The organism is Aeromonas sp. QDB62 (genome assembly GCF_027705695.1).
In the GTDB taxonomy this organism is placed as follows: Bacteria; Pseudomonadota; Gammaproteobacteria; order Enterobacterales; family Aeromonadaceae; genus Aeromonas; species Aeromonas allosaccharophila.
In genome coordinates this window covers 54,027-80,425 of sequence record NZ_JAPDCD010000002.1, presented here as the reverse complement: position 1 = coordinate 80,425, position 26,399 = coordinate 54,027, and the positions used below count along the sequence as shown (strand labels likewise).

Genomic DNA, 26,399 nt, shown 5'->3' with positions numbered 1-26,399 from the left:
TCCTATCTAAACTAATAATAAAATGAGTCAAATCGGAGGTTATATGAATGAAGTGCTACTGGCGATGGTGGCTGGCTTTATAGTCGGTTTGTTGTTTTCTTTCCTCAAATTGCCGATCCCGGCACCACCCGTTTTGTCCGGGGTAATGGGGATCGTCGGGGTCTACCTGGGGGGATTGGCCTACTCCTGGATCCTGACTCGGTTCTTTTCGTAAGGCTTTTTTAGACCTGGATTTGCCAGATGTGAGGTACCTCTGAAATTGGCAAATCCGGCTTGCAAACAGGGGGTATCTCGGCTGAAATAGGCGTTGCCAGCAGGGTGCTGGCAATGACTAATACTCGATGAAATCGGGTGTTGGCGGTCAAATGGAATTGATTGGGAAGTCGGGTCAGATGTTGTCGGCCTTTCTCAAGTCTTCATGGAACCAAGTCCGCACTTTTGTAAGAAAGTGACAGGGCTCTTGCCTTATTTACAGTCGCAGTGCCTGCAGGGTGCTTTGAATGGCATCCGGATAGTGGCGGTGCCTTCGCACTGTAATTCCATTCCCGTATAGCTGGGGATTACTGCCTGTGCATCCATCGCTGGATGGTCTGGTGGTGCCCGGTTATCTGGATTAAATCGAGACTTTGGAGAACAGAATGACTGATCTGAAAGTGGCCGCCCAGCGCGCCCTGAACCTGATGGACCTGACCACCCTGAACGATGACGACACCGATCAGAAGGTGATCGACCTGTGCCGCAAGGCCAAGTCACCGGCTGGCCTGACTGCCGCCGTCTGCATCTATCCCCGTTTTATCCCTATCGCTCGCAAGACCCTGCGTGAGATCGGCGCTGCCGACGTGCGCATTGCGACCGTGACCAACTTCCCTCACGGCAACGACGACATCGAGATCGCCGTGGCCGAAACCCGTGCCGCTGTCGCCTACGGTGCCGACGAAGTGGATGTGGTATTCCCGTACCGTGCCTTCATGGCCGGCAATGAACAGATCGGTTTTGATCTGGTCAAAGCTTGTAAAGAAGCCTGTGGCGCCAAGGTGCTGCTGAAAGTGATCATCGAAACTGGTGAACTGAAAGAAGAGGCGCTGATCCGTCGCGCTTCCGAGATCTGTATCGATGCCGGTGCCGACTTCATCAAGACCTCCACCGGCAAGGTGCCGGTCAATGCGACTCCGGAAGCGGCGCGCATCATGATGGAAGTGATCAAGGCCAAGAATCCGAAAGTCGGCTTCAAGCCTGCTGGTGGCGTGAAAGACGCAGCCGTTGCCGGTCAGTACCTGGCCATGGCCGAAGAGATCCTCGGTAACGACTGGGTATCCGCTCGCACCTTCCGCTTCGGCGCATCCAGCCTGCTCGCCAGCTTGCTGGCAACACTGGGGCACGGCGACAAGCCGGCCAACACCAGCGGTTACTAATAAGTTGATGAGAGGGCGGGGGACTCCCGCCCTGTCTAGCCCCCACCATGCGGTGTGCGGGCAAGGATCCAGGCTTGTTTGACGCCAGCAATGGCGGAGGGAATGAAAGATGTTTTTGCCTCAAGAAATTATTCGCAAGAAGCGCAACGGTGAAGCGCTCAGTACCCAAGAAATTCAATTCTTCATTCAGGGCATTACCAACAACACCATCGGCGAGGGGCAGATTGCTGCGCTGGCGATGGCGGTCTACTTCAAAGACATGACCATGGATGAGCGGGTTGCCCTGACTTGCGCCATGCGTGACTCCGGCATGGTACTGACCTGGGATCACCTGAACCTGGGTGGCCCGATTGTCGACAAGCACTCCACCGGCGGTGTGGGTGACGTGGTCTCTCTGATGCTTGGCCCGATGGTCGCTGCGTGCGGCGGTTTCGTGCCGATGATCTCCGGTCGTGGCTTGGGCCACACTGGCGGTACGCTGGACAAGCTGGATGCCATTCCCGGCTACCAGACCTCGGTCGATAACGATCGTTTCCTGAAAGTGGTGAAAGAGGCGGGTGTCGCCATCATCGGCCAGACCGGCGATCTCGCCCCGGCTGACAAGCGTATCTATGCAGTACGGGACATCACCGCCACCGTCGAATCCATCGCGATGATCACCGGCTCCATCCTCTCCAAGAAGCTTGCCTCCGGGCTCGAAGCACTGGTAATGGATGTGAAAGTGGGTTCCGGCGCCTTTATGCCGACCTTCGAAGCGTCCGAAGAGCTGGCCAAGAGCATCGTGGCCGTGGCCAACGGTGCCGGTTGCCGCACCTCTGCGCTGCTCACCGACATGAACCAGGTGCTGGCCTCCAGCGCCGGTAACGCGGTAGAAGTGCGCGAAGCGGTGCGCTACCTGACCGGTGAATACCGCAACCCGCGGATACACGAAGTTACCATGGCGCTGTGCGCCGAGATGCTGATCTCCGCCGGTCTGGCCAGCGATGACAGCGATGCCCGCGCCAAGCTGCAGGCGGTGCTGGATAACGGCAAGGCTGCCGAGATCTTCGGTCGCATGGTGACTGGCCTCGGTGGCCCGGCCGATTTCATGGAGCGTTACGATGCTTACCTGCCGAAAGCTACCATCGTGCGCCCGGTGTTTGCGGCCAACAGCGGTTTCGTGACCGCCATGGATACCCGCGAGCTGGGTCTGGCCGTGGTGGCGATGGGCGGTGGTCGCCGCGCTGCCGGTGACAAACTTGATTATGCGGTCGGTCTGACCGACTTTATCCGCCTGGGTCAAAGCGTCGATGCTGACAAGCCGATCGCGATGATCCACGCTCAGACTGAAGAGCAATATGCTCAGGCTGCCAGCATGGTGCAGGCGGCTGTCCGGATTGGTGGCGAGCGGCCACAGGCACTGCCTGAAGTGTACCGCCGTATCACCCTGGCTGATTTGTAACAAGGGGAAGACCCATGAAACGTACCTTTATTCTGATGATGGACTCTTTCGGTATTGGCGCTGCTGCCGACGCCGAGAAGTTCGGAGATGTGGGCGCCAACACCCTTGGCCATATCGCCAAGGCGTGTGCGGCAGGTGACATTGAAGGCCGCGGTGCCCTCAATCTGCCGAACCTCAACAAGCTGGGTCTGGGCCACGCTTGCGAGCAGGCCTCCGGCTACTTCCCGGAAGGGCTGAAGAAAGATATCGACGTGGTCGGTGCCTACGGCTTTGCTCAGGAGCTCTCCTCCGGCAAGGACACCCCGTCCGGTCACTGGGAGATTGCCGGTGTGCCCGTGCTGTTCGAGTGGGGCTACTTCAAGGATCACCATAACAGCTTCCCGCAGGAGCTGCTGGACGCCATCGTCGAGAAGGCCGGTCTGCCGGGTTATCTGGGCAACTGCCACGCTTCCGGTACCCAGGTGCTGGATGATCTGGGCGAAGAGCACATGAAGACCGGCAAGCCGATCCTCTACACCTCTGCCGACTCCGTGTTCCAGATTGCCTGCCACGAAGAGACCTACGGCCTCGAGAAGCTCTATGAGCTGTGCCACATCGTGCGCGAGCTGCTGGAGCCCTACAACATCGGCCGCGTGATTGCGCGTCCGTTCGTGGGCACTGGCAAGGGCAACTTCAAGCGTACCGGCAACCGTCACGACTACTCCGTGCTGCCGCCGGCGCCGACCGTGCTGGACTACATGAAAGATGCGGGTGGCCAGGTGGTCTCCATCGGCAAGATCGCCGACATCTATGCCGAGCAGGGCATCACCAAGAAGGTGAAGGGTACAGGTCTGGTTGAGCTATGGGATCGTACTCTGGAAGAGGTGAAAGCCGCCGGTGACAACACCATCGTCTTCACCAACTTTGTGGACTTCGACTCCTCTTACGGCCACCGTCGTGACGTGAAGGGTTACGCCGATGCACTGGAGTACTTCGACTCCCGCCTGCCGGAGCTGTTCGAGCAGATGCAGGATGGCGACGTGGTGGTGCTGACCGCCGACCACGGCTGCGATCCGACCTGGGGTGGCACTGACCACACCCGTGAATACATTCCGGTGCTGTTCTTCGGCAAACCGGTCAAGGCTGGCTCCGTCGGTCGTCGCGAGACCTTTGCCGATATCGGCCAGAGCATCGCGGCTTACCACGGTCTGCCGAAACTGGCATACGGTACCAGCTTCCTGTAATTTACCCGCCCGCCACTTCGGCGGCGGGCAATTTATAAAACAATAAAACTCAACCTGTGTGAAGGAATCAAGAGAATGGCAACTCCTCATATCAATGCGAAAGATGGCGCCTTTGCTGATACCGTGCTGATGCCGGGCGACCCCCTGCGCGCCAAGTACATCGCGGAAACTTTCCTGGAGAACGTCGAGCAGATCTGCGACGTGCGCAACATGTTCGGCTTTACCGGTACCTACAAGGGCCGTCGTATCTCCGTCATGGGTCACGGCATGGGTATCCCGTCCTGCTCCATCTACGCAAAAGAGCTGATCACCGATTACGGTGTTAAGACCCTGATCCGCGTGGGCTCCTGCGGTGCCGTGCGTGAAGATGTGAAACTGCGTGACGTGGTGATCGGTATGGGTGCCTGCACCGATTCCAAAGTCAACCGTCTGCGTTTCAAGGATCACGACTTCGCTGCCATCGCTGACTTCGACCTGGTTGCCAATGCTGTTCAGGCTGCCAAGAACAAGGGCACTCCGGTGCGCGTTGGTAACATCTTCTCCGCCGACCTGTTCTACACCCCGGATCCCTCCATGTTCGACGTCATGGAAAAATACGGCATCCTGGGTGTCGAGATGGAAGCGGCCGGTATCTACGGCGTGGCTGCAGAGTACGGTGCCAAGGCACTGACCATCTGCACCGTCTCTGACCATATCCGTACCGGCGAGCAGACCACTGCCGAAGAGCGTCAGCTGACCTTCAACGACATGATCGAGATCGCGCTGGACTCCGTCCTGCTGGGCGACAAGTAATCTGTCGTAGTGGCATGACAAGTGGAATGAAAACGGCGGCCTTGGGGCCGCCGTTTTGCATTTCTGAGGCTGGCGTCATAGGTCGAGGGCGAAGCGCCCCTTGCCCGCCAGCTTGGCCCGATACATGGCGGCATCCGCCCGATGCAGCAGCTCGTCGATGTGGCAGTGCTGCCCTGAACGGCAGAGCGCCCCGCCAATGCTGCCCGCCAGCGGCAACCGGTGGCCAGCCACATCCCAGGGTTCGGCCATGGCGGTCAGCAGCCGCTGGCAGAGGGCTGGCAGCTCCTGCTCCGGGTGGCGCAAGTCGGGCAGTATGATGGTGAACTCGTCGCCAGCAAGGCGGGCCACCATGTCGCCGGGACGCACTTCGGCACAGAGCACGCTGGCGAAGCGGTGCAACAGGGCATCCCCCACATGGTGTCCCAGCCGGTCGTTGATCTCCTTGAAGCCATCCAGATCGAGAAATAGTAGGCCGAGCGCTTCCCCGTCATGGTGTACCCGCGCCAACTCGCGGGTCAGGCGCAGGGTGAACGCGCGCCGGTTGGGCAGGGTGGTGAGCGGGTCGTGGCTGGCATCATGTTCAAGCTGGCTCTGCAGCGCCTTGAACTGGGTGATATCGGCACCCAGGATATAGATCCCGGCCTCGTCGCCCCGGCTCGGGATCATGGTGATCTTGAGATCGCGCGGGCCGATGGGCAGCTCGAAGCGGTATTCGAAGCTCACCTGCTCCCCCGCCTGTGCCCGGGCGAGATAGGTCATGGCATTGGCATAGGCGGCTTCACCGATCACTTCCCGCGCGCTCATATCCAGCATGCGTTCGGGATCGAGCCCGAAATAGCGGCAGTAAGCCTGATTGGCAAACAGGTAGCGCCCCTCTGGCGAGAGCATGCTGATGGTAACCGGCAGGCCGTCGGTGATGGCGCGCAGTCGGGCACGGTTGCGCTCCACCTCGGCCATTGCGATGTGCAGTTGCTCGACGGTTGCCGACTGCTCGCGGGTGCGTTCCCGCACCTGCATCGCCAACCCCAGCTGCAGCTGCAGCAGCTTCTCTTCGGCCAGCTTGCGCTCGGTGAGATCGGCAAACACGGCGATCAGGTGGGGGGCCACGGTGCGGCTCTTGCACAGGGTTACGCTCAGTTGTACCCAACAGTGGCGGCCATCGGCACGCAACATCCGCTTCTCCAGCCGGTAGTGCTGGCGCTGGCCATCGATCAGCGCCTGAAAGAGCGGCAACTCTCGCGGCAGATCATCGGGATGGGTCATGGCTTGCCAGGTTTGATTCAGCATCTCCTGTTCGCGATAACCGAGCAGTTGTTGCAGCCCCGGATTGGCTTTGAGCCACACCCCCTCCATAGAGGAGAGCGCCATGCCGACCGCCGACTGGTTGAAGGTCTGGGTGAAGAGATGCTCCTGATCTTCCAGCACGTTGCTGAGGCTGCGCACCTGATGGCGCCGCTCGAGATCGTGCAGGGTGCTCTCGACCAGCAGGCCGAAATCATCGAGATCCTGGCGCTGCGCCTCATCGAGGGTGCGCGGCTTGCTGTCTACCAGACAGAGGGTGCCGAGCACTACTCCGTCCAGCGCCCGCAGGGGGCGACCGGCGTAGAACACCACATGGGGTGGGCCGAGCACCAGCGGGTTGTCGGCAAAGCGGGGATCGATACGGGCATCCGGCACCTGCATGATGCCGGGTTGCAAAATGGCGTGGCCACAGAAGGAGTGCTCCCGGCTGATTTCGCACAGCGGGATGCCGGTGCGGGAGAGAAACCACTGGCGATCCACATCGGTCAGGGAGACCAGTGCCACGGGCAGATCAAAATGGCGGCTGATGAGGCGGGTCAGGCGATCCAGCTGGGCGATAGGCTCGCGGTCGAGCAGCCCGAGGATCCGCAGTCGTGCCAACCGACTCTCTTCATCCACGGGTAAAGTGGGGGCAATCATGCAGCTCTCCTGCTGGTTGTGCCATCAAGGATATATATACAAGGTGGCAGGGGGATCTGCGCCGGTCTACGGCTGATCGGCAGGTTTGCTCTTTTTCTTGTGTTTGCGCACCCGCATGTAGTTGCGGCGCACGCCGTAGGAGATGAGTAGCCCGGCCAGCAGGGCAACCAGCAGCATCAGCCGCTGTTTCTCCTGCACTACTTTGAGCCGGGTATCCTTGTCTGCCAGCAGCTTTTGCTCTTCCAGGGTGATGCGCAGGTAGCCGATGGTCTGAGCGCCATCGAGGATCTCCTGCACGAACTGGATCCGCCCCTTGCCCTGATCCGGCAGCGACTTGTTGTCGCTGCCGATGGGCAGCAGGCTCTCCAGCGGCACCGCCTGCTCCGACTGGGCGAGGGGAATGCCACGTCCGTCATAGAGGGTGACATCGAGGATCTCCGGCTCGGCAGCCAGATCCCGTGCCAGCCGCTCCAGCTCGCTGCTTTTGTCTTCCTTGATCCAGCGCTTCATGTCGCGGGCGGCATAGGCGACCAGTGCCTGCGCCCTGTTGCGCGCCTCACTGTGCAGTGATGCCTGGCTTTCACCCTGCATATGGATGAGCACGCCGAGTACCCAGCAGCCGAGCAGAATGCCGGCGGCCAGGCTGAGAACACGTTTGATGGGAAGATGACGCTGCAAGCGTGAGACCTCATGGTGACAAGGAGTGGCGGGATCTTGGCGCTTGCCTGTACAAAAAGCAATACGCTACTCTGGGCCAGCATTGTTAACCCCCTGATCACCAAGGAAGGCGTATCCCTTATGTTGTTGTCCCGGCTCCCCCCTCTGTTATCCGATTGGCCCGCGTTGTTGTCCGGCGCACCCTGCTGGCAGCTCAACGTTGATGCGTTGCAGCCGACAGAGACCCCGCAGGCGGGGGGCTGGCTGGTGCTATTTGGCAAGGGGCTGGGCGCATCCCATCTGGCGCGTCTGTCGCCACTGTTGGCCGCGCAGGGGCTGGCAGCCACCCTCTATCCTCCCAGCGAGGTGGCGGGTGTGCCGCTGCTGCTGCTTGGCTGCGATCGCTTCTCACCCGCGCTGGTGGCCGAGCTCAAGAGCGGTGTGTGGGAGATCGATCTCTGTCATTTGCCCGCGCTGCCGACCCTGAGCGAACCCGGCCTGCTGGTGATGGACATGGATTCCACCGCGATCCGCATCGAGTGTATCGACGAGATTGCCCGCCTTGCCGGGGTGGGGGAGCAGGTGGCGGCGGTAACGGCCGCGGCCATGCAGGGTAAGCTGGAGTTCTCCGACAGCCTGCGCAACCGGGTGGCCCTGCTGGCAGGGGCGCCGGTCACCATTCTCGACCAGGTAGCCGCCAACATGCCGTGGATGCCCGGCTTGCAGTTGATGGTCGATACCCTCAAAGGGGCGGGTTGGAAGGTGGCCATCGCCTCCGGTGGTTTTACCCGTTTTGCTGGCCAGTTGCAGCGCGAGCTGGGGCTCGATGCTATTTTCGCCAACGAGCTGGCGGTGGAAGGGGGTCAGCTGACCGGCAAGGTGAGCGGGCGCATCGTCGATGCCAGCGTCAAGGCCGAGGTGTTGCAGCAGTTGGCGCAGGAGTACGGCATTGCTGCCGCCCAGACTGTGGCCATCGGCGATGGCGCCAACGATCTCAAGATGATGAGCGTTGCCGGCCTTGGCATCGCTATTCACGCCAAACCGCTGGTGCGGGCGCAGGCGGCGGCCACCCTCAATCATCACGATCTGGAAGGGGTGATCTGCTTGCTGGCGGCGCGGGCCTGCAGCGAGCGGCGCTGGGACCAGCGCTGATCGTGTTTCAAGGAGGAAACCCATAAAAATGGAATTGTTGCAGCAGTCTCTATTTATCCCCTGTGGCGCCCATCAACTGCATGTTCGCCACATCAAACCCCGGGTCGCCGTGCATGGCGAGCCGATCCTGATGGTGCACGGCGCCATCGAGAACGGCCGGATCTTCTACACTGAATCGGGCAAGGGGCTGGCCTGTTTTCTGGCCCGCCACGGCTATCAGGTCTATGTGGCTGATTTGCGGGGGCGGGGGCTCAGCACCCCGGCCATCGCCGAGCAGGCGGAGCACGGTCAGCACGAACTGATCACCGAGGATCTGCCCGCCCTGCACCGCTGGATTGCCGCGCGCCATCACGGCTTCAAGGTGCACTGGGTGGCCCACTCCTGGGGCGGTGTCATCATGGCCTCGACTCTGGTGCGCTTTCCCGAGCTGGCGGAGCAGGTGGCCAGTCTGCTGTTTTTTGGCACCAAGCGCGGAGTGTCGGTGCACAATCCCGAGCGCTGGCTGAAGGTGGATCTGATCTGGAATCGGTTGGCCCCCTGGCTGGCCCGCCGCCGCGGTTTTCTGGCGGCTCGCAATCTGAAGATCGGGGCGGACGACGAGCCGCTGCGCTATCTGCAGGAGACCATCCCCTGGGTCAAGTGTGGCCCCTGGCAGGATCCCTACGACGGTTTTGCCTATGACGAGGCGGCAGCACGGGTCAACTGGCCGCCGCTCTGGATGATTTCGGCCAAAGCGGACAAGGTGCTGGGTCACCCGACCGATGTGCGCCGTTTCAGCGCCGAGATGGGCTCGGTCACCCGCCACACTCGCCTTGGCAGGGACAATGGTAACCGCCTCGATTATGACCACATCAACATGCTGACCGCCCCGCAGGCGCAGGAGGATCACTTCCCCCAGATCCTTGACTGGCTGCTCAATCCGCAGGCGGCATGACAAAAAACAGGGCGCATCGTGCGCCCTGCGTCATTTGGGTATGCTCCGAGATCTTCAGCTCAGCGGCGGCGTGATGCCAAAGCGGAACAGGGTGGCCCGGGTGGTATCGGTCAGCTCGCCGACACCCACCACGCTCCACAGCTCCTCTTCCAGCTTCTTGGCCTTGTGGATGGCGAACTTGGCTATGTAGTCCAGCTCGTTGGCGATGAAGTTGGTGTCGGGCCGCCCGGTGCGGGAGATGCCGACCAGTACCGAGTAAAACTCTCCCTGTTGTTGTGCCAGTTCGATGAACTGACGTTTCTCCTTGCTGCTGACAAAGCTGCTGGCCAGCCGGCTGTTGAAGATGGGCAGGCCCGCCTTGGTCTGGATGCTGGCGATGTAGACCTCGTCTTCTCTCGGTTTGTCCTCCCGCTCGATGGCGCGCAGCGGGTTCATCAGCAGCTCCTTGAGCAGTTCCCCCTGAAACAGCGGGTAGAGGTTCTCCTGCTCCGGCAGCTCGGCACAGGCTTGCAGCAGCCGCTGCAGACTGCGCGGTTGCAGCGACTTGCCGATGGAGGCCGGTTTGGGCGCCCCTTTCAGCTTGTTGACGTAGACCGGCGAGTTGAACAGGTGATGGGTGTAGATGTTGCGCAGTGCCCGCGCCAGCCCCCGATAGCGGCGCTGCTCCTGCGCCGCCTTGAGCTTGTTCTGGTTGCTCTCGATCAGCAGGCTGAAGAATTGGCGGCCGGTATGGCGATCCGAATCCCCTTCGATGCAGAGGTGCAGCACGGTACGGGTCATGTTGAGGCTGACCAGCCGGTAGGAGAGGTGCTGCAGATCCATGCTCTTGGAGAGCTCCTGCAAACGGGGCAGGGCGATGGTCACCACATCGTTCTTCTCGCCGATGAAGGCCTCTTCCAGCTCGATTTGCAGGCCGTGAGTCGAGATGTCGCGGGTCCAGCCGATCCAGGATTTGCCATTGTGGTGGATGGCGACCGCCGTCTTGTGGATGTAGCGCAGCTCCTTGCGCAACTGGACATAGTGCAGGGTTTCGAGCTCGAACGGGGCGACGCCCTGCTCGTGGCCAAAGCGCTGCAGCTCGTTGGCATTGTGATTGACCCCCTCCTGATGAAACTCCTCGCGCTGGGACTCCAGGCCGATCTCCTGCAGCAGGCCGCAATAGCCGATCTGCTTGAGCCGCTCGAGCAGCAGGATATCTTGCAACTGCGGGTTGTCCTGCCCCTGTAGTTGGCCCACATCCGCCTCGACCAAATCACACGCCTCCAGCGAAAATTTGTAGACGCGCCAGCTGGGGCGGCGCGAGCCCACCTGGAAAAAGAGGGCTGTAAGGCCACTCTGGCGCAGCTCCTCGGCGGTCGCGGAGAAGAAGTAGATATGGCTGCGCACAGTGTGGGTAAAGCAGTAGATGATGACCTCGGTGGTGGTGCCGGGGGCCGGGCAGAGCCGTTTCATCCGCTCGGCATTGAAGAGGCCCGCGAGGGCATCGCGGTTCTTTTCGTCGCGCCAATACTCCAGCAGGTGCTGGTTGTTCTCGGTACGCAGGGCTATCTCGAGGTTGGGGCTGTCGCCGGTGCCGAAGAAGAGCGGCATGCCGGTCATCCGCGGCAGGTAGAATTGCTCATAGCCCTTGATGATGGCGGCGGAGAGCAGGTAGTCAACGCTGACCCGATAGCGGATCTTGTTGGCCTCGATAAAGTCGCTGAGGAAGGCATCGAAGGCGGGCTGCTCGCCCGATCGCACCAGTCTTAGCCAATATTTCCCCTCTTTGCTCTCTTCACCGAGTATCTGGTAGCCGACCGGTTGGTGCAGCACCGGATTGGGGGTGTCCCGCTCCAGCCCGGTAAAGAAGACCTCCACCTGGGCGCCGGTGTGGTAGTTGGGCATATAGGGGACCGAGACCCGCATGCCTCCAAGTGATAGGTCAGAACTCTTGGCGAACAGCTTCTCACCGTCCTGAAACTTGATCAGCACCGGCGAGCTGAAGTGCATCCGCTCCTGACGGCGGCCGTAGTAGCTGGCAAAGGCGATGGTATTGACGTCATATTGCCGGAAGGGGCTGGCAGGGGGAGATAGCTGACCATCCACGCGGGCGTTATGGTGCTGTTTTTGCCACTGTTGCAGCGCCTCGTAGACACCGAGAGTATAGATATCGCGGTAGAGATAGCATTGGGACTGAAACAGGCCGATCGCCTCGGCGGGCATGAAGTGGGTGATGCCGTCGAATTCATGCACCAGGCACTCATCCCCCAGCTCATCGCGCATGTCGATGACCCTGCGGCAGGGTGAGCACTTGCGCTTGAGCTCCATCTTGATCAGAAAACGGCTGTTGCTATTTTCCTCCTGGGTCATGCGGTTGAAGATCTCGTCGAAATCTTTCTCCCGCAACAAGGGGACGAGTTGTTCAATCAGATGTTGCTGGTGTTCTGAATCCATGTGTTCCTGCCACGGAAAGTCACTTTTCCGATTCTGGGTTTGATCTGTCGGTCGCAAACAAGTATATCAAGCAGGAATTCATCCTGTCCCCGAGTTATCAATGGCCAAAAATAAAACTGCTTATGTTTGTTCCGAATGTGGTGCCGACTTCACACGCTGGCAAGGTCAATGCAGCGAATGCAAGGAGTGGAATACCATCACCGAGGTGCGTCTCGGGTCGGTGAGCCCCGCTGGCAAGAGTGCCCGATACACCGGTTATGCCGGCGCGGTCGGCAGTCAGGTACAAACATTGGCAGAGATCGCCACCACCGAAATCCCCCGTTTTACCTCAGGTTTCAAGGAGCTGGATCGGGTGCTTGGCGGTGGCGTGGTGCCCGGTTCGGCGATTCTGATCGGCGGCAACCCGGGGGCGGGCAAGTCGACCCTGCTGCTGCAGACCATGTGTGGTCTGGCCGAGCGGATGAAAACCCTCTATGTCACCGGCGAGGAGTCGCTCCAGCAGGTGGCGATGCGGGCCAACCGCCTCGGGCTGCCCACCGACAAGCTGCGGATGCTCTCCGAGACCAGCGTCGAGCAGATCTGCCTGATTGCCCAGCAGGAGCAGCCGCAGATCATGGTGATCGACTCCATTCAGGTGATGCATGTGGCGGATGTGCAATCATCCCCCGGTTCGGTCTCACAGGTGCGTGAAGCGGCGGCGCTGCTGACCCGCTACGCCAAACAGAATCATGTGGCCATCTTCATGGTGGGTCACGTGACCAAGGATGGCAGTCTGGCCGGCCCCAAGGTGCTGGAGCACTGCATCGACTGCTCGGTGCTGCTCGATGGTGGCCATGACTCCCGTTTTCGGACCCTGCGCTCCCACAAGAACCGCTTCGGCGCGGTCAACGAGCTGGGGGTCTTTGCCATGACCGAGCAGGGGATGCGCGAGGTGAGCAACCCCTCCGCCATCTTCCTCAGTCGGGGTCAGGAGCAGGCACCCGGATCCATCGTCATGGTGATCTGGGAGGGCACCCGGCCGCTGCTGGTGGAGTTGCAGGCGCTGGTGGACTACTCCCAGCTCTCCAACCCGCGCCGAGTGGCGGTGGGCATGGATCATAACCGGCTCGCTATGCTGCTGGCGGTGCTGCATCGTCACGGTGGGCTGCAGATGGCGGATCAGGATGTCTTCATCAACGTGGTCGGCGGGGTCAAGGTCGAGGAGACCAGTGCGGATCTGGCGCTGCTGCTGGCGATGGTCTCCAGTTTCCGGGATCAGGCACTGCCTAAGGATCTGGTGGTGTTCGGCGAAGTGGGCCTTTCCGGTGAGATTCGTCCGGTGCCGTCTGGTCAGGAGCGGTTGCAGGAGGCAGCCAAGCACGGTTTCCGTCGCGCCATCGTGCCGCACGCCAATGCCCCCAAGCACCCCATCGAAGGGATGGAAGTGGTGCCGGTCAAGAAGCTGTCCGAGGCTCTCGAGGCGCTGTAATCGTCCCGCATTGTAATTGAGACAACAGAACAGCAAAAAAGAGCGCCTCGGCGCTCTTTTTACGGGGTGGAACCTGCCATCAGGGCTGGCTATGCTCCAGATGCTCGCTCAGCAGTTGTTCCAGCTCGCGGTGGAGCAGCTCTTCGTCGCCGACGTTGAGCTCGATCATCCGCTTGAGGTGGGTGGCGCTGTCGATGTCGATGTGGTGGCAATAGAAACCCAGCTTCTTGCTGGCCTCGTGGGTCAGCTCGACCTGCATCTTGATTTCGATATCGCTACCGCTGAGCACAAAGCTGAGCTGGTACTCTTTGTTGTCACGACTCTCCCAGTCGTCGGGGCGGATCAACAGGGCTCCCTGCAAGGAGACATCGACCAGCTGAGTCTGCCACTTCTGTTCCCCCTGAGTTAGTTCTGCCATGGTCAAGTAGAGGATCCGTGCAAAACGGCGGCGCTCAGACATGCTCATCTCCTGTATGCAATAAGTGTGGACGCTAGGGTCATTGCTCTGAGTGTAATCCACCTTGGTTGCCAGTATCTTGAACTTGCTCCGAAAATGGCGTTCAGGCTTGCTGGGTAGTCAAGGATTCCACCACATGGAGCGCCTTGACCAGACGATCTTCCTGTTTGAAGCGCTCCTCCAGTACCGGACCCAGCTCGTTGAGATCGTCATCCAGCAGCAGCAGTTGGGCCTCGTCGGCATCGCTGTATTTGTCGTTGAACTCGAGAGCGAATTCGGTGCTGGTACGAATGTGGGGATAGATTCGCTTGGCCAGCTCCAGCGTTTCGCCGCTGGCTTGCTCGAAGGCGGTGACCACATGGTGGTAGATCTCGAAATGACCGGCGCTGACATAGTCGACCAGCTTTTCGCAAAAGTGCTGCAGCTCTTCCGTTTTTGGCAGGTTGCGTTGCTTGGTGCGGGCCGGGGTGAGGCCTGCCAGCCGCATATACTCGACCAGCAACGCTTGCCTTGCATCCAGCCAGTCATCGATAGCCTTATGCTTGCCAGCCAGCGCCTGTTTGGTCTGTTCCAGTTTCGTCAACATAATCCCTCCGTGGGGCAAAGGCTGGGCGTTTGATGGGCTTCCGAGCCGTTTGAGCAGTGACATTACCTATAACTAGGGAAAATCTGACCAAGCGTCAATAGCCATGCCGGGATATTGTTAAGTGACGAAGAAATAGGCTCTCTATCGTTTCCCCATGCCTGCAGCTTTCAGGCCGGTCCGCAGTTTTTCTGGTGTGGAATGTGACTATTTCCGCAGATCTTGATGAAAACCCCAGCGTTTGACGCGTTCGGCTCGATAAAGGCTTTGCCTGTGCGTTTTTTTTTGCATAGAGTGACCCAGCGCTAAATGCCCGATCATAAAGGAAATGTTATGAACAAAGCTCAACTTGTCGATGCGATTGCCGCCAAAGCAGATCTGAGCAAAGCTCAGGCCAAAGTGGCTCTGGAAGAGATCATCAATGGTATTACCCAGAGCTTGAAAGAAGGCGATGCTGTGCAACTGGTCGGTTTTGGCACCTTCAAGGTCACCCACCGCGCAGGCCGCACCGGTCGTAACCCGCAAACTGGTAACGAGATCCAGATTGCTGCTGCCAACGTGCCTTCATTCGTGGCTGGCAAGGCTCTGAAAGACGCCGTCAAGTAAGTCCGAAAGTCTGTTTTGTCCAATGCCAGTCAGCTTGCTGACTGGCATTGTTTTTATGGGGTTCTCACATCCTTCCGGTTAGTGCTTCCTGACTTTTCCTGCTGTGCCAGTTCCTTCTGTCAGCCTTGTTGTGGCTGAGGATTCATGCCGTCTGCGGGCTGGATGGCAGCGGCCAGATCCGTTCATAGGCCCAGGTAAAGAGCATGATGTAGACGAGGTAGAAGGCGACGAAGCCGAGATCCAGCATCAGGGCGTCCCACAGCCCCAGATCGAGCCAGAACATGACACAGGGGAGGGAGAGCATCATAAAGCTCGCCTCGTAGCCAAAAGCGTGCAGGAAGCGGTCGAGTGGTCGCTTGTTGGCGCGCCCGCAAAGTTTGAGCAACCCCTTGTCGAACAACAGGTTCCAGCCGTAGGTCCAGGCGGTGGCGACGATGGAGAAGAAGATGGCCAGCGAACCGACCTCGGCGACGCCCTGACCAAACAGCTGGCTGATCAGCGGTGCGACCAGCGCCAGCCCGATGCCTTCGTAGAGAACCAGATAACGAAGTCGATCCGGGGTGGTGCGCAGTTGGGTACTACTCATGTGATGTGCCTCCTGTGGGAGGCGCATTCTAATCAGGGAGTGGTTAAAAGAGAAGCACCCCGGCTCGTCAGGGCTGGCGTTGAGGGGGCATGATGATGCCCCCTCTTTGCGATACGTCTCTATTGCCAACTCTGGGCGCTGACCCCTGGTGGTCAACAGGCGCCGGTTGGCGTGACATGGGTCAGCATGGCAAAGCCCTCTTCCACCTGAGTGAGCTGTACCTTGACCTCTCCCAACTCGGCGAGCGAGGCAACATGGGTACCGCCACAGGGGATGGTCACCTCCTGACCTTCCAGCGTGCAGTGCCAGTAGCGGGAATCGATGATCGCCTCGCCAGCGCGGCTGCGGCGGATCTCGCCCCCGGCTGCGATCCAGTCGGCCAGTTGTTGATTGACCTGCTCTTCAATCAGCGCCAGATCCGCCAGCAGCGCTTCGCTGTTGACTCCCTTTTTGCGCAGACTTTTGCCGATGCGGTATTGCTCGCGTGAGCCCATGGGCTCGACCCGTGAACTCTGGATGGCAAGGCGGTCGAAGTCGGGCTGACCCAGCGCATCACGCTCGCTTACCTCCTTGCACCAGTAGGGGATAAGTACCCGATTGAGCGCCAGCGCGGCCAGATGGCAGCCACTGTGGCCCAGACTCAGGGCGTGGCGGGTGGTGCTATCCACTTGCAACTCGACCTGGCTGCCGACGGCCAGTGCGTGGTCACCGGTCAGCGGATGCACCACCACGAAACGCCACCCTTCAGCCCCTCGTTTGACTGGAATGGCAGTATCGACGAACAGCTCGCCATCCGGGCTGATGGCTCCCATCCGGCAAGGGCCAATCGCGGCTTCGCCCCCTTCCCAGCGAACATGGCCCACATCCCCCGGCTGATCGGGCCAGAGATGGCTCTGGGGATGAAAGGGGGTGAGGTCGGTGACCAGCAGCGTGGTATCACCGCGCTGGCAGCAGACCACGCTGGCCTGCTCCTGATGATGGCCCAGCACGAAGCTGGATCGAGTATGTTCCATGGCAAGGCTCCCGCAACGAGAAATGAGAAGAGAAAGCGGCAGCATACGCCAAAGTGCGAAGGGGCTCATTAACCAGCGTTAATGAGCCCCTCTGTTGCTTGACGGTTTGCTAGATCATGGCAACCAGCAGGTAGGCGTTGAGGCCGATCACCAGCGCGACGATAAGGCGGCCTATCGCCTGGGTGACGGGGTGGTTGCGATGTTCCCCCATCAGCGCCCGATCGCCGGTCAGCATCAACAGCGGAATGAGGGCCAGTGCGATACCAAAGCTCAGGACCACCTGACTCAGCACCAGAATTTCGGTGGTGTTGAGCCCCATGGCGATCACTACGAAGGCGGGAGCCATGGTGATGGCGCGACGCAGCCAGAGTGGGATGGTAAAGCGGACAAAGCCCTGCATCACCACTTGCCCGGCCAGGGTGCCCACCACAGTAGAGCTGATGCCGGAGGCGACCAGAGAGAGGCCAAACAGGGTGGCAGCCGCCTGACCCAGCAGCGGGGTGAGGGTCTGGTAGGCAGATTCCAGCTCCGCCACCTGCTGGTGGCCAGAGCTGTGGAATGCGGCGGCCGCCATCGCCATCATCGCCAGATTGACGAAGCCGGCGATGGTCATGGCGATCGCCACATCGACCCGGGTGGTGTGCAGCCGCTGGCTGACCGAGCCCTGATCCTGCGTGTGCTGGGTCAGCGCCGAGTGCAGGTAGATGACGTGGGGCATCACGGTGGCACCGAGCACCCCGGCGGCCAGATAGACGGCATCGCTGTTGGGCAGGCCGGGGAAGAGGGCGCCCTCCAGCAGGCTGGGCAGATGGGGGCGGGAGAAGATCAGTTCGACGATGTAGGCTGCCGCGACAAACAGCAGCAGGCCACCGACTACGAACTCCAGCGGTTTCTGGCCGCGGGATTGCAACATCAGGATCCCCCAGGTCACCACGGCGGTGATGCAGGCTCCTTCCAGCAGGGTGACACCAAGCAGCAGCTTGAAGCCGACCGCGGCGCCGATAAATTCGGCGAGATCGGTGGCCATGGCGATGATCTCTGCCTGCACCCAGTAGGCCCACACCGCCGGTTTAGGCAGTCGGTCGCGAATGTGCTCCGCCAGATTCTTGCCGGTGACGATGCCGAGCTTGGCCGAGAGGGTCTGCACCACCATGGCCATCAGGTTGGCCCACACCACCACCCACAGCAGCTGGTAGCCGAAGGTAGAGCCCGCCTGGATATTGGTGGCGAAGTTGCCCGGATCGATGTAACCGATGGCGGCGATAAAGGCAGGCCCGAGCAGGGTCAGTTTGAATTTGCGGGCCGGGATCGTTGTTGTCAGTGCGGGTTGCATGGCATCACCCTCCATAAGGATATGGAGAGAGAATAGATCTAAATGATAACCATTATCAATTGGTCTTTTGTATCATTTCCATCGGGAAAAACATTTGAGGCAGTCAGTTGCAGTGAAGGATGTGATTTTGTACAATACGCCGCCCTAGAAAAGCAGCGACTAAACACCTTTATGTTCCTTGCCTCCGAGGTCTGGCTGCACCTGGGCGGAGGCTGAATTAATCCGTAAGGAGCTAAAATGCGTCATTACGAAATCGTCTTCATGGTTCATCCGGACCAGAGCGAGCAAGTACCCGGCATGATCGAGCGTTACACCGGCGCTATCACCACCTCCGGTGGCACCATTCATCGCCTGGAAGATTGGGGCCGTCGTCAGCTGGCTTACCCGATCGACAAACTGCACAAAGCCCACTACGTTCTGATGAACGTAGAAGCAGAGCAAGCCGTTATCGATGAGCTGGAAACCAACTTCCGCTTCAACGATGCCGTTATCCGCAACATGATCATGCGCACCAAGCACGCTGTGACTGAAGTTTCTCCGATGGCCAAGGCCAAGGAAGAGCGTTTTGTCCGTCGTGACGACGAGCGCCGTGAAGAAGCTACCGAAGCTGCTTCCGAAGAGTAATTCTGGATCACTGAATAGAGGATAAAGGCCATGGCACGTTATTTCCGTCGTCGTAAGTTCTGCCGCTTCACCGCCGAGAACGTTACCGAGATCGACTACAAAGATATCGTTACTCTGAAAAACTACGTCACTGAATCTGGCAAGATCGTACCGAGCCGTATCACCGGTACCCGCGCCAAGTATCAGCGTCAGCTGGCACGCGCCATCAAGCGTGCTCGTTACCTGGCTCTGCTGCCGTACACCGATCTGCACAACAAGTAAGAATCGGTCCGGCACTTAAGCCTAACTCAACTTCTCTAGAGGAAAGGTAATGCAAGTTATCCTGCTCGACAAAATCGCCAAACTGGGCGGTCTGGGTGATCAAGTCGCTGTTAAAGCTGGCTACGCCCGTAACTATCTGATCCCGCAAGGCAAAGCTGTTATGGCTACCAAGGCTAACATCGAATCTTTCGATGCTCGCCGTGCTGAACTGGAAGCCAAACTGGCTGCCGGCAAAGCTGCCGCTGAAGAGCGCGCTGCCAAGCTGGCCGAACTGGCTGCCGTTGTTATCGCCTCCAAATCTGGCGACGAAGGCAAGCTGTTCGGTTCCATCGGTACCCGTGACGTGGCTGAAGCCATCACTGCTGCTGGTGTTGCTGTTGCCAAGAGCGAAGTCCGTATGGGCAACGTTCTGCGTAACACCGGTGAGTACGAAGTTGCCGTTCAGCTGCACGCTGACGTTAAAGCAACCGTACAGATCCAGGTTGTTGCCCTGTAATAGCGATTCGCTTTTGCAGAAAAAACCCGCGCTTTTGCGCGGGTTTTTTATTTTGGGGTCCGGGGGTAGAGTGAAGGTCTGTTCCACTGGAGGAGATCCTTATGGCAGCCTGGGTCGAAGGTCGCGTCATCGAACGCATCGAATGGACACCCACCCTGTTTTCCCTGCGCGTAGCGGCCGATCTGGCCCCCTACAAGGCAGGTCAATTCACCAAGCTGGCCCTCGAGCAGGGCGATCGCCGCATTCAGCGCGCTTACTCCTTCGTCAATCCTCCCTCTGCGCCATACCACGAGTTCTATCTGGTCGAGATCCCCAGTGGTGAACTGACCCCCTCGCTCGGCTCACTACAAGCCGGTGATACCCTGCTGGTGCAATCCCAGGCGACCGGCTTCCTGACGCTCGATGAGGTGCCCGCCGGGCGCGATCTCTGGCTGCTCTCGACCGGTACGGCCATCGGTCCGTTCCTCTCCATGCTGGCCGATGGCGAGGTGTTTAACCGTTTCGAGAATCTGGTGCTGGTGCACGGGGTGCGCAAAGGCGAAGAGCTAAGTTATCAGCCACTTATCGCCAGCTTTGCCGGGCAATATAGCGAACGCTTTTGTTATGTTCCCTTTGTCAGCCGTGAGCCGTGGCCCGAGGCGATGGCAGGGCGGATCCCGGCTGCCATCGCCGAAGGTCGGTTGCAGGCGCGAGTGGGGCTGGAATTTTCACCCGAGCTGAGCCAGGTGCTGATCTGTGGCAACCCGGAGATGGTGAAAGAGACCCAGCAGACCTTGCTGGCGCTGGGGTTGGCCAAGAATCTGCGGCGGGCGCCGGGTAATATCAGTGCGGAGAACTACTGGTAATAGTCGTGGAGTCGGGGCCACGATTGGCCCCTGACCATTACTGGTTATTACCCTGAGGGGCGGAGAGCTGGTTGGTGCTGGGTGGCTGATTGCGGTTCTCTTCATCTTCCAGATTGAATTTGACCGCCTTGCAGTCGGCCGGAGCGGTTTCGCCGATCCCCAGATCGAGGCAGTCGTTCTGGGTCCAGCCGAACTGCTTGTCATCCCAGTCCAGATTGAATTTAAGCTCATCGACGGAGAATTCGGAGCCACTGCTCTCTTGATATTGCTGTGTCGCAGCGGCGCTGCCGGTAATCAGAAGAAGGGAGAGTAGCAAAGTGGTCTTACTGTTCATGATGGCCTCGGATAATTGCAACGGTGGATGAGTCTACTGATCGGGGCTGAACCCGAGCGGAACCGTAGTGCATCTCACCATTCGATTAAGTCAGGAGGGGATTGTATCGCGTTTCTGCTGCCGATTTGTCCGTTTTGGTCGCACTCTGGGCAGCTGGTTGTCAATCTGAAGGAATTCAGTCATTTGCCCTTCTCTACGCGGGCTCGACGACTATAATCGGCAGCCAACTTTTCCTGCACAGCACACCCCTTCATCATGACCACACAGGACTCCTCCGCGCTGCGCTACCCCAAGGGGTGGTTTGCTCTGACGACGGTATACAGTTTCACCGGGTTGGCCATTCTGGCCTCCATCATCTTCTCCCTGCTGCTGTTCCTCTCCATCGATGACAATCCGCTGATGAAGTGGCTGTTTGGCGGGCTGGCCATCATCTTCGAACTGGGCAAGTTTTACGTCTGGTACGAGTACGGTGAGCGCAAGGCGCGGCGGGATCTGGGCGGCGCTTTCTGGTCTCTGCTGTTCTACAGCGTGCTGGCGGCCATCTCCATTGGCGGCAGTATCGGTGGCATCAACAGTGCCACCAACACGGTATTGAGCCAGCAGGCACGCCACGAGCGGGAGCTTGCCCGTTTCGACGAGCAGATCGCCAGCATCGAGCGGCAGATCCAGCTCAACGAAGAGGCGGCCCGCAAATATATCGAGCTGGAGCGCATCTCTAGCGGTGTCTCCTCGTTGCAGCACGCCAACACCAAGCTGCGCTTGCAGCAGGATGAGCTGCGCCAGCAGCGCGATGCCAAGCCGGTCAACGAACAATCCTCCATGCTGGGGCTGATGAGCAGTCTGGCGGACGGGGTGGGGATGAGCATCAGTCAGGTGCAGTTCCTGTTGGTCTGCTTCCTCTCGGTGCTGCTCGACGTGTTTGGCGCCTTCTTCGTCAGCTTGATCGGCGAGGAGAACCGCTTTCGCCGGATGTGGCGCTGGCAGCAAGAGCAAGCCCGCCTTGCTGCGCAGGAAGCGCTGGCGATGGCGGCTCAGCACGAGCCGATGATACCCCCCGAGCCCGCTCCCGAAGTGCTGGCGCAGGTTCACGGTGCGCTGGTGAGCGGTGAGCTCAAGTGCAGCAAGCGCTCGGTGGCGCAGGCGCTGTCACTCTCGCTGGAGGAGGTGGATCGGGTGTTCCACCATCTGCTGTCGCAAGGGGTACTGGGGCAGGGGAGTAATCGCCACTACTACCTCAATCCGGCGCTGGAGCAGCAACCCGGGTAATGAGAAGGCCACCGGAATGCGGTGGCCTTTGTCGTTATAAAGCGGCGGTAGCACTCAGTGAGTCAGCACCATCATCAGGCTGAGGAAGGCGGCCAGTCCGCCACCGATACCGATGATCCAGTAAAACCCCTTGGCCCCCTGTTTGAGCGGGATGCGGAAGTAGAGCAGAAACGCCCACCACCCCAGTGCCAGCAACAGAGGAATAAGAAACATTCGAGCCATGGTGTCCTCGCTGTTATTCTGTTGACCCTTGATCAATCAACAGGATGGATTGTGCAATGACGCAACTACAGATTACCGCATTCGGTGACCCCTCGGTACTCAAGCTCAACCCTTCCCTCGATAAGGTGCCAGCCGATGGCGAAGTGCGGGTGCGCATCTGCTTTGCCGGGGTCAATCCCATCGATGCCAAAACCCGTGCAGGCCTTGGCTGGGCGGCGGCCCAGAACAAGGACAAGCTGCCCTGGACGCCGGGTTATGACGTCTCCGGCGTGGTGGAGAAGGTGGGCCCCGGCGTGACCTCGCTGGTCGAAGGTGATCAGGTGTGCGGCATGGTTGGGTTTCCCCTGAGCGCCGGTGGCTACGGGGAGTCTGTGGTGGCAAGCGAGAGCGAGCTGGTCAAACTCGACGGGGTGAGCCTCCAGCAGGGGGCTGCGTTGCCCTTGGCCGGTCTCACCGCCTGGCAGGGGCTGTTTGAGCACGGGGCCCTCCAGAGCGGCCAGCGGGTGTTGATCCTCGCCGGTGCCGGTGGTGTCGGCCATCTGGCGGTGCAGTTTGCCAGCGCCTATGGCGCCGAGGTGGTGGCTACCGCAAGCCCGGACAACCATGGCTTCCTGCACGCTCTGGGGGCGCGCTGGATGGTGGACTACCACGACGCAAACTGGCCAGCACGGGTGGTGGCAGAGGCCGGTCAGGTCGATCTGGTGCTGGATCTGGTGGGCGGCGAGAGCGGCAAGGCGGCGCTCGCCTGCGTCAAGCCGGGTGGCCGTCTGGTGACGGTGCCCACTATTACCGCCCAGCTGATCAAGGATGCGGGTGCTGCGGCGGGTATCGAGGTGGTCGGCATGCTGGTTCACCCCGATCAGAAGCAGCTGGGTCAGATGTTGATGCTGCTGCGTCAGGGGGAGGTGAAGGTCACCCTCGCCGGTGAGTTCGCTCTGGCTGAGGGTGCGCTGGCCCATCAGGCCATCGAAGGGGGCCATGTGCGTGGCAAGCTGTTGCTGCGGATGCCTGCGGCCGACGGCCTGCCCGGATGAATGGCATTACCGAGATGGGTCTGGGGTGGCTGTTTCTGAGCGCCTTCACCTCCGCCACCCTGCTGCCCGGCAGCTCCGAAGTGCTGCTGGGGGCCATGGCGGCCAAGGGGGAGTGGAGCATGGCGAGCCTGCTGCTGTGGGCGACGCTGGGCAATACCCTCGGCTCCATGACCACCTGGTGGCTCGGCTGGCTCGCCACCTTCAAGAAGAAACCGGAAGATTTTCAAGGCCGTGGGGAACAAAAAGCCTTAGGCTGGCTCAAACAACATGGTCACTGGTGTCTGCTGCTTGCCTGGACGCCGGTGGTCGGTGATGGTCTCTGTCTGTTGGCCGGTTGGCTGCGCTTCTCCTTCTGGCGCTCTCTTATCCTGATCGGGCTCGGCAAATTGTTCCGTTATGCCCTGGTTTTTCTGCTGGCCAGTCACATTTTCTAGCCTGTTTTTGTCACTCACGAGGTTACCGTGAACAAAGTCATACCTTTAACGATTCTGCTGGGCTTCACCCTGCCGGTGCTGGCGGCACCGACCCTGATCGCCGAACAGGGCAAGGAGGAGGGCAAGCTCGCCATCCCCTACCAGATGTACAAGCTGGACAACGGCCTGACCGTGATCCTGGCCCCCGATCGCTCCGATCCGCTGGTGCACCTCGATGTGACCTATCACGTCGGCTCATCCCGCGAGACGGTCGGCAAGTCCGGCTTCGCCCACTTCTTCGAGCACATGATGTTCCAGGGCTCGAAACACGTCGGTGATCAGGAGCATATGCGGATCATCAACGAGGCCGGTGGTGACATGAACGGCACCACCAACAAGGACCGCACCAACTACTACGAGACTGTGCCTGCCAACCAGCTGGAAAAAGTGCTCTGGCTGGAGGCGGATCGGATGGGCTTCCTGCTCGATGCTGTGAGCCAGAAGAAGTTCGAGATCCAGCGCGCCACCGTCAAGAACGAGCGGGCCCAGCGGGTCGATAACCAGCCATACGGGCTGGTGAGCGAGAAAGTGGGGGAGGCGCTCTATCCGCGCACTCACCCCTACTCCTGGCAGCCCATCGGTTACGTGGAAGATCTCGACCGGGTCGATGTGAACGACCTCAAGCAGTTCTTCCTGCGCTGGTATGGCCCCAACAACGCCACCCTGACACTGGGCGGCGACTTTGACAGCAAGCAGGCCCTCGCGTGGATTGAGCAGTACTTCGGCTCTATCCCGCGCGGCCCGGATGTGGCTGAGCCTGCTCCCAAGCCGGTGACCCTGCCCGAGACCCGTTATGTGACGCTGCAGGACAAGGTACACCTGCCGTTGCTCTATATCAGTTACCCCACCGTCTCTCTTGGCGATCCGCAGGAGCCGGCGCTCGACATGTTTGCCGACGTGCTCGGCGGCTCGGCCAGCTCCATGCTCTACCAGTCGCTGGTGAAAACCGGCAAGGCGATCGATGTGGGGGCGTCCCACTACTGTGAAGAGCTGGCCTGTACCCTGACCGTCTACGCCTACCCCAATCCGTCGCAGGACGGCAGCCTCAAGACCCTCAAGGGGGAGGTGGACAAGGTGATCGGCGAGTTCGCCCAGCGCGGTCTCAAGCCGGAAGATCTGGAGAAGGCGATCGCCAAGTACCGTGCCTCCGCCATCTGGGGTCTGGATAGCGTCTCCGGCAAGGTGAGCCAGCTCGCCATGGGTCAGGTGTTTACTCAGGATCCCAACTATGTATTCAAGACTCTCGATGCCATCGGCAAGGTGACCCCGGAGCAGGTGAAGGCCGCTTACGACCAGTTCATCGCGGGCAAACCGGCGGTGGTGCTGAGCGTGGTGCCCAAGGGCAAGACAGAGTGGCAGGTCGCTACCCCGAACTTTACCCCCGCCAAGCGTGAGCTGCCGGATTACAGCAAGCATGACGAGGCGCTGGCCGAACGACCGGTGAAAGACAATTTCGATCGCAGCGTGCAGCCCAAGGCAAGCGAGGCGGTGAGCGTCAAGGTGCCCGCCATCTGGCACGGCAAGCTCGACAAGAACATCGAGATTATCGGCACCAAGAGTGACGAGATCCCCGCCGTCTCCATCATGATCGCCCTGCCGGGCGGCATTCGTGCCGAAGATAAGGGGCAGCTTGGGCTGGCCAATCTGACTGCCGCCATGATGGGGCAGGGCACGGTGCGCCTGACCGAGGCTCAGCTCAGCGACGAGCTGCAAAAGCTGGGCTCTTCCATCGATGTCTCCAGCGCCCAGTACAACAACCTGATCACCGTCAGCTCTCTGGCGGACAAGTTGCCCCAGACGCTGGCGCTGGTGCGCGAGGTGCTGGAGCGCCCGGGCATGCGGGAGGCGGACTTCGAGCGGGTCAAGGCGCAGCTGCTGCAAGGGATGCAACAAGCGCAGCAACAGCCCGAGTGGCTGGCCGGGCAGGCGTTCCGCGAGCTGGTCTACGGTAAGCAGAACCGCCTCGGTCAGCCTTCCGACGGGGTGCCGGCCGATGTGGCCAAGCTGACGCTGGCGGATGTGAAGCACTTCTATCAGGCCTACTACAACCCCACCAATGCCAAAGTGGTAGTGGTCGGTGATGTGGGCCAGAAGCAGATCGAGGAGCAACTGGGCTTCCTGACCGAGTGGAAGGGGGCCACGCCGACCCTGGGGGATCTCAAGCTCAAGGGTGAGCAGGCCAAGCCGGGCATCTATCTGGTCGACAAGCCGGGGGCGCCCCAGTCGGTGATCCGCATCGGTCGTCGTGCCATGCCGTTCGATACCACGGGGGATTACTTCACCGCCGGGCTGATGAACTTCAACCTGGGTGGTAACTTCAACAGCCGCATCAATCTCAACCTGCGGGAAGAGAAGGGCTACACCTACGGCGCCAGCTCCGGTTTCTCCGCCAACCGCGAGGTGGGTACCTTCGCCACCGGCGCCAATGTGCGGGCCGATGCGACCGTCGATGCCATCCGTCAGTTCCTCAAGGAGATGGACACCTACCGCAAGAGCGGTCCGACCCCGGTCGAGCTGGCCTATATGCGCAGTGCGGTCTCCCAGCAGGATGCCCTCTCCTACGAGACCCTAGGCCAGAAGGCAGGCTTCCTGTTGCAGATGGTGATGTATGATCTGAAGCCGGACTATGTGCAGGCCCAGAGCAACCTGATCAAGACGGTGTCGCCCGAGGCGCTGAAGGCCAGTGCCGCCCGTTGGCTCAATCCGGCCGACATGGTGATCGTGGTGGTGGGAGACAAGCAAAAGCTTGAAAAACCCCTGCAGGAGCTTCATCTTCCCATCTATCCGCTGCAGTTGCCGTAACTGACGCTTTA

At 60.1% G+C, this 26,399-nt stretch carries 27 protein-coding genes; 17 read left to right on the top strand and 10 right to left on the bottom strand.

Translation table 11 applies throughout. The annotated features are described in order from the left end of the window. Positions 1–43 precede the first annotated feature (43 nt). The 5 genes from OKC27_RS01420 to deoD all read left to right on the top strand — a co-directional run bounded on the left by OKC27_RS01420 (position 44) and on the right by deoD (position 4,868). A complete protein-coding gene (locus OKC27_RS01420) occupies positions 44–214 on the top strand; it encodes a XapX domain-containing protein (protein WP_005340467.1) in 171 nt (56 codons plus the stop codon). Positions 215–638: 424 nt separating this feature from the next. Further along, positions 639–1,412 (top strand): deoxyribose-phosphate aldolase, encoded by a 774-nt coding sequence (deoC, locus tag OKC27_RS01415; protein WP_270805872.1) that lies wholly within the window; start codon positions 639–641, stop codon positions 1,410–1,412. A gap of 109 nt (positions 1,413–1,521) precedes the next feature. Further along, complete coding sequence (gene deoA / locus OKC27_RS01410; RefSeq protein ID WP_270805871.1) at positions 1,522–2,853, top strand: thymidine phosphorylase; 1,332 nt, start codon at positions 1,522–1,524, stop codon at positions 2,851–2,853. A 14-nt stretch (positions 2,854–2,867) separates the two neighbouring features. Continuing rightward, positions 2,868–4,076 (top strand): phosphopentomutase, encoded by a 1,209-nt coding sequence (locus tag OKC27_RS01405; protein ID WP_270805870.1) that lies wholly within the window; start codon positions 2,868–2,870, stop codon positions 4,074–4,076. Between the two features lie 75 nt (positions 4,077–4,151). Then, complete coding sequence (gene deoD, locus OKC27_RS01400; protein ID WP_033135484.1) at positions 4,152–4,868, top strand: purine-nucleoside phosphorylase; 717 nt, start codon at positions 4,152–4,154, stop codon at positions 4,866–4,868. 75 nt (positions 4,869–4,943) lie between these two features. Here the strand turns inward: deoD and OKC27_RS01395 are convergent, their stop codons facing one another. Together OKC27_RS01395 and OKC27_RS01390 are read right to left on the bottom strand one after the other, a co-directional pair. After that, positions 4,944–6,809 (bottom strand): sensor domain-containing diguanylate cyclase, encoded by a 1,866-nt coding sequence (locus OKC27_RS01395; RefSeq protein ID WP_270805869.1) that lies wholly within the window; start codon positions 6,807–6,809, stop codon positions 4,944–4,946. A gap of 66 nt (positions 6,810–6,875) precedes the next feature. Further along, complete coding sequence (locus tag OKC27_RS01390) at positions 6,876–7,487, bottom strand: AhpA/YtjB family protein (protein ID WP_111806135.1); 612 nt, start codon at positions 7,485–7,487, stop codon at positions 6,876–6,878. 120 nt (positions 7,488–7,607) lie between these two features. Between OKC27_RS01390 and serB the strand changes: the two genes are divergently transcribed. Next, a complete protein-coding gene (serB, locus tag OKC27_RS01385) occupies positions 7,608–8,618 on the top strand; it encodes a phosphoserine phosphatase SerB (protein WP_182938780.1) in 1,011 nt (336 codons plus the stop codon). Between the two features lie 28 nt (positions 8,619–8,646). Next, positions 8,647–9,552, top strand: coding sequence for an alpha/beta fold hydrolase (locus OKC27_RS01380; protein WP_182938781.1), 906 nt, complete (start codon positions 8,647–8,649; stop codon positions 9,550–9,552). A gap of 54 nt (positions 9,553–9,606) precedes the next feature. Here the strand turns inward: OKC27_RS01380 and OKC27_RS01375 are convergent, their stop codons facing one another. Beyond that, entirely contained in the window at positions 9,607–11,985 is a 2,379-nt protein-coding gene (locus OKC27_RS01375; protein ID WP_182938782.1) for a PilZ domain-containing protein, read from the bottom strand. A 100-nt stretch (positions 11,986–12,085) separates the two neighbouring features. Between OKC27_RS01375 and radA the strand changes: the two genes are divergently transcribed. Next, complete coding sequence (gene radA / locus OKC27_RS01370; RefSeq protein ID WP_005340481.1) at positions 12,086–13,453, top strand: DNA repair protein RadA; 1,368 nt, start codon at positions 12,086–12,088, stop codon at positions 13,451–13,453. Between the two features lie 79 nt (positions 13,454–13,532). Here the strand turns inward: radA and OKC27_RS01365 are convergent, their stop codons facing one another. Then, positions 13,533–13,913, bottom strand: coding sequence for a PilZ domain-containing protein (locus tag OKC27_RS01365; protein WP_042063002.1), 381 nt, complete (start codon positions 13,911–13,913; stop codon positions 13,533–13,535). A 100-nt stretch (positions 13,914–14,013) separates the two neighbouring features. Next, complete coding sequence (locus tag OKC27_RS01360) at positions 14,014–14,496, bottom strand: Rsd/AlgQ family anti-sigma factor (RefSeq protein ID WP_042063003.1); 483 nt, start codon at positions 14,494–14,496, stop codon at positions 14,014–14,016. Between the two features lie 330 nt (positions 14,497–14,826). Between OKC27_RS01360 and OKC27_RS01355 the strand changes: the two genes are divergently transcribed. After that, positions 14,827–15,099 (top strand): HU family DNA-binding protein, encoded by a 273-nt coding sequence (locus OKC27_RS01355; RefSeq protein WP_033135475.1) that lies wholly within the window; start codon positions 14,827–14,829, stop codon positions 15,097–15,099. A gap of 142 nt (positions 15,100–15,241) precedes the next feature. Here OKC27_RS01355 and OKC27_RS01350 read toward each other — a convergent pair whose 3' ends face one another. The 3 genes from OKC27_RS01350 to OKC27_RS01340 all read right to left on the bottom strand — a co-directional run bounded on the left by OKC27_RS01350 (position 15,242) and on the right by OKC27_RS01340 (position 18,031). Then, positions 15,242–15,685, bottom strand: coding sequence for a PACE efflux transporter (locus OKC27_RS01350; protein ID WP_139406857.1), 444 nt, complete (start codon positions 15,683–15,685; stop codon positions 15,242–15,244). Between the two features lie 152 nt (positions 15,686–15,837). Next, positions 15,838–16,698, bottom strand: coding sequence for a hypothetical protein (locus OKC27_RS01345; protein WP_270805868.1), 861 nt, complete (start codon positions 16,696–16,698; stop codon positions 15,838–15,840). A gap of 109 nt (positions 16,699–16,807) precedes the next feature. Beyond that, entirely contained in the window at positions 16,808–18,031 is a 1,224-nt protein-coding gene (locus tag OKC27_RS01340; RefSeq protein WP_270805867.1) for an Nramp family divalent metal transporter, read from the bottom strand. A gap of 237 nt (positions 18,032–18,268) precedes the next feature. Here OKC27_RS01340 and rpsF point away from each other — a divergent pair, with 237 nt between their 5' ends. The 4 genes from rpsF to OKC27_RS01320 all read left to right on the top strand — a co-directional run bounded on the left by rpsF (position 18,269) and on the right by OKC27_RS01320 (position 20,257). Next, positions 18,269–18,655: a 30S ribosomal protein S6 gene (rpsF, locus tag OKC27_RS01335; RefSeq protein ID WP_033135470.1), complete on the top strand. Its 387-nt coding sequence runs from the start codon at positions 18,269–18,271 to the stop codon at positions 18,653–18,655. A gap of 30 nt (positions 18,656–18,685) precedes the next feature. Further along, positions 18,686–18,916 carry a 30S ribosomal protein S18 gene (rpsR, locus tag OKC27_RS01330; protein ID WP_005313392.1) on the top strand — a complete coding sequence of 77 codons (231 nt, stop codon included), beginning with the start codon at positions 18,686–18,688 and terminating at the stop codon, positions 18,914–18,916. 49 nt (positions 18,917–18,965) lie between these two features. Continuing rightward, positions 18,966–19,412, top strand: a complete 447-nt coding sequence (gene rplI / locus OKC27_RS01325; protein WP_042063007.1) for a 50S ribosomal protein L9 — start codon at positions 18,966–18,968, stop codon at positions 19,410–19,412. Positions 19,413–19,513: 101 nt separating this feature from the next. Continuing rightward, positions 19,514–20,257: a ferredoxin--NADP reductase gene (locus tag OKC27_RS01320; protein ID WP_182938785.1), complete on the top strand. Its 744-nt coding sequence runs from the start codon at positions 19,514–19,516 to the stop codon at positions 20,255–20,257. A 37-nt stretch (positions 20,258–20,294) separates the two neighbouring features. On the opposite strand, the gene OKC27_RS01315 is transcribed toward OKC27_RS01320, so the two are convergent. Continuing rightward, the gene (locus tag OKC27_RS01315) at positions 20,295–20,591 is read right to left on the bottom strand and encodes a hypothetical protein (protein WP_111807709.1); all 297 of its coding nucleotides are present in this window, start codon (positions 20,589–20,591) and stop codon (positions 20,295–20,297) included. A 255-nt stretch (positions 20,592–20,846) separates the two neighbouring features. Between OKC27_RS01315 and OKC27_RS01310 the strand changes: the two genes are divergently transcribed. Continuing rightward, positions 20,847–21,857: a Preprotein translocase subunit SecY gene (locus OKC27_RS01310; RefSeq protein WP_182938786.1), complete on the top strand. Its 1,011-nt coding sequence runs from the start codon at positions 20,847–20,849 to the stop codon at positions 21,855–21,857. 54 nt (positions 21,858–21,911) lie between these two features. On the opposite strand, the gene OKC27_RS01305 is transcribed toward OKC27_RS01310, so the two are convergent. Next, a complete protein-coding gene (locus OKC27_RS01305) occupies positions 21,912–22,079 on the bottom strand; it encodes a hypothetical protein (RefSeq protein ID WP_005308905.1) in 168 nt (55 codons plus the stop codon). Positions 22,080–22,135: 56 nt separating this feature from the next. Between OKC27_RS01305 and OKC27_RS01300 the strand changes: the two genes are divergently transcribed. Genes OKC27_RS01300 through OKC27_RS01290 form a run of 3 tightly spaced genes read left to right on the top strand, consistent with a single transcriptional unit; the run spans position 22,136 to position 26,388 of the window. After that, positions 22,136–23,113, top strand: coding sequence for an NADP-dependent oxidoreductase (locus OKC27_RS01300; RefSeq protein WP_270692746.1), 978 nt, complete (start codon positions 22,136–22,138; stop codon positions 23,111–23,113). Further along, positions 23,110–23,547, top strand: a complete 438-nt coding sequence (locus OKC27_RS01295) for a YqaA family protein (protein WP_182938788.1) — start codon at positions 23,110–23,112, stop codon at positions 23,545–23,547. The genes OKC27_RS01300 and OKC27_RS01295 overlap by 4 nt, the downstream gene beginning before the upstream one ends. A 27-nt stretch (positions 23,548–23,574) precedes the next feature. After that, positions 23,575–26,388, top strand: a complete 2,814-nt coding sequence (locus tag OKC27_RS01290) for a M16 family metallopeptidase (protein WP_182938789.1) — start codon at positions 23,575–23,577, stop codon at positions 26,386–26,388. Positions 26,389–26,399: the final 11 nt, after the last annotated feature.

Coding starts and splice junctions, on each gene's coding strand:
- deoD (WP_033135484.1), top strand. CDS start 4,152: ATGGCAACTCCTCATATCAATGCGAAAGATGGCGCCTTTGCTGATACC.
- OKC27_RS01405 (WP_270805870.1), top strand. CDS start 2,868: ATGAAACGTACCTTTATTCTGATGATGGACTCTTTCGGTATTGGCGCT.
- OKC27_RS01320 (WP_182938785.1), top strand. CDS start 19,514: ATGGCAGCCTGGGTCGAAGGTCGCGTCATCGAACGCATCGAATGGACA.
- OKC27_RS01350 (WP_139406857.1), bottom strand. CDS start 15,685: ATGAGTAGTACCCAACTGCGCACCACCCCGGATCGACTTCGTTATCTG.
- OKC27_RS01395 (WP_270805869.1), bottom strand. CDS start 6,809: ATGATTGCCCCCACTTTACCCGTGGATGAAGAGAGTCGGTTGGCACGA.
- OKC27_RS01360 (WP_042063003.1), bottom strand. CDS start 14,496: ATGTTGACGAAACTGGAACAGACCAAACAGGCGCTGGCTGGCAAGCAT.
- deoC (WP_270805872.1), top strand. CDS start 639: ATGACTGATCTGAAAGTGGCCGCCCAGCGCGCCCTGAACCTGATGGAC.
- radA (WP_005340481.1), top strand. CDS start 12,086: ATGGCCAAAAATAAAACTGCTTATGTTTGTTCCGAATGTGGTGCCGAC.
- OKC27_RS01380 (WP_182938781.1), top strand. CDS start 8,647: ATGGAATTGTTGCAGCAGTCTCTATTTATCCCCTGTGGCGCCCATCAA.
- OKC27_RS01305 (WP_005308905.1), bottom strand. CDS start 22,079: ATGGCTCGAATGTTTCTTATTCCTCTGTTGCTGGCACTGGGGTGGTGG.
- OKC27_RS01365 (WP_042063002.1), bottom strand. CDS start 13,913: ATGTCTGAGCGCCGCCGTTTTGCACGGATCCTCTACTTGACCATGGCA.
- rpsF (WP_033135470.1), top strand. CDS start 18,269: ATGCGTCATTACGAAATCGTCTTCATGGTTCATCCGGACCAGAGCGAG.
- OKC27_RS01315 (WP_111807709.1), bottom strand. CDS start 20,591: ATGAACAGTAAGACCACTTTGCTACTCTCCCTTCTTCTGATTACCGGC.
- rplI (WP_042063007.1), top strand. CDS start 18,966: ATGCAAGTTATCCTGCTCGACAAAATCGCCAAACTGGGCGGTCTGGGT.
- serB (WP_182938780.1), top strand. CDS start 7,608: ATGTTGTTGTCCCGGCTCCCCCCTCTGTTATCCGATTGGCCCGCGTTG.
- deoA (WP_270805871.1), top strand. CDS start 1,522: ATGTTTTTGCCTCAAGAAATTATTCGCAAGAAGCGCAACGGTGAAGCG.
- OKC27_RS01375 (WP_182938782.1), bottom strand. CDS start 11,985: ATGGATTCAGAACACCAGCAACATCTGATTGAACAACTCGTCCCCTTG.
- OKC27_RS01420 (WP_005340467.1), top strand. CDS start 44: ATGAATGAAGTGCTACTGGCGATGGTGGCTGGCTTTATAGTCGGTTTG.
- OKC27_RS01345 (WP_270805868.1), bottom strand. CDS start 16,698: ATGGAACATACTCGATCCAGCTTCGTGCTGGGCCATCATCAGGAGCAG.
- rpsR (WP_005313392.1), top strand. CDS start 18,686: ATGGCACGTTATTTCCGTCGTCGTAAGTTCTGCCGCTTCACCGCCGAG.
- OKC27_RS01340 (WP_270805867.1), bottom strand. CDS start 18,031: ATGCAACCCGCACTGACAACAACGATCCCGGCCCGCAAATTCAAACTG.
- OKC27_RS01310 (WP_182938786.1), top strand. CDS start 20,847: ATGACCACACAGGACTCCTCCGCGCTGCGCTACCCCAAGGGGTGGTTT.
- OKC27_RS01300 (WP_270692746.1), top strand. CDS start 22,136: ATGACGCAACTACAGATTACCGCATTCGGTGACCCCTCGGTACTCAAG.
- OKC27_RS01355 (WP_033135475.1), top strand. CDS start 14,827: ATGAACAAAGCTCAACTTGTCGATGCGATTGCCGCCAAAGCAGATCTG.
- OKC27_RS01295 (WP_182938788.1), top strand. CDS start 23,110: ATGAATGGCATTACCGAGATGGGTCTGGGGTGGCTGTTTCTGAGCGCC.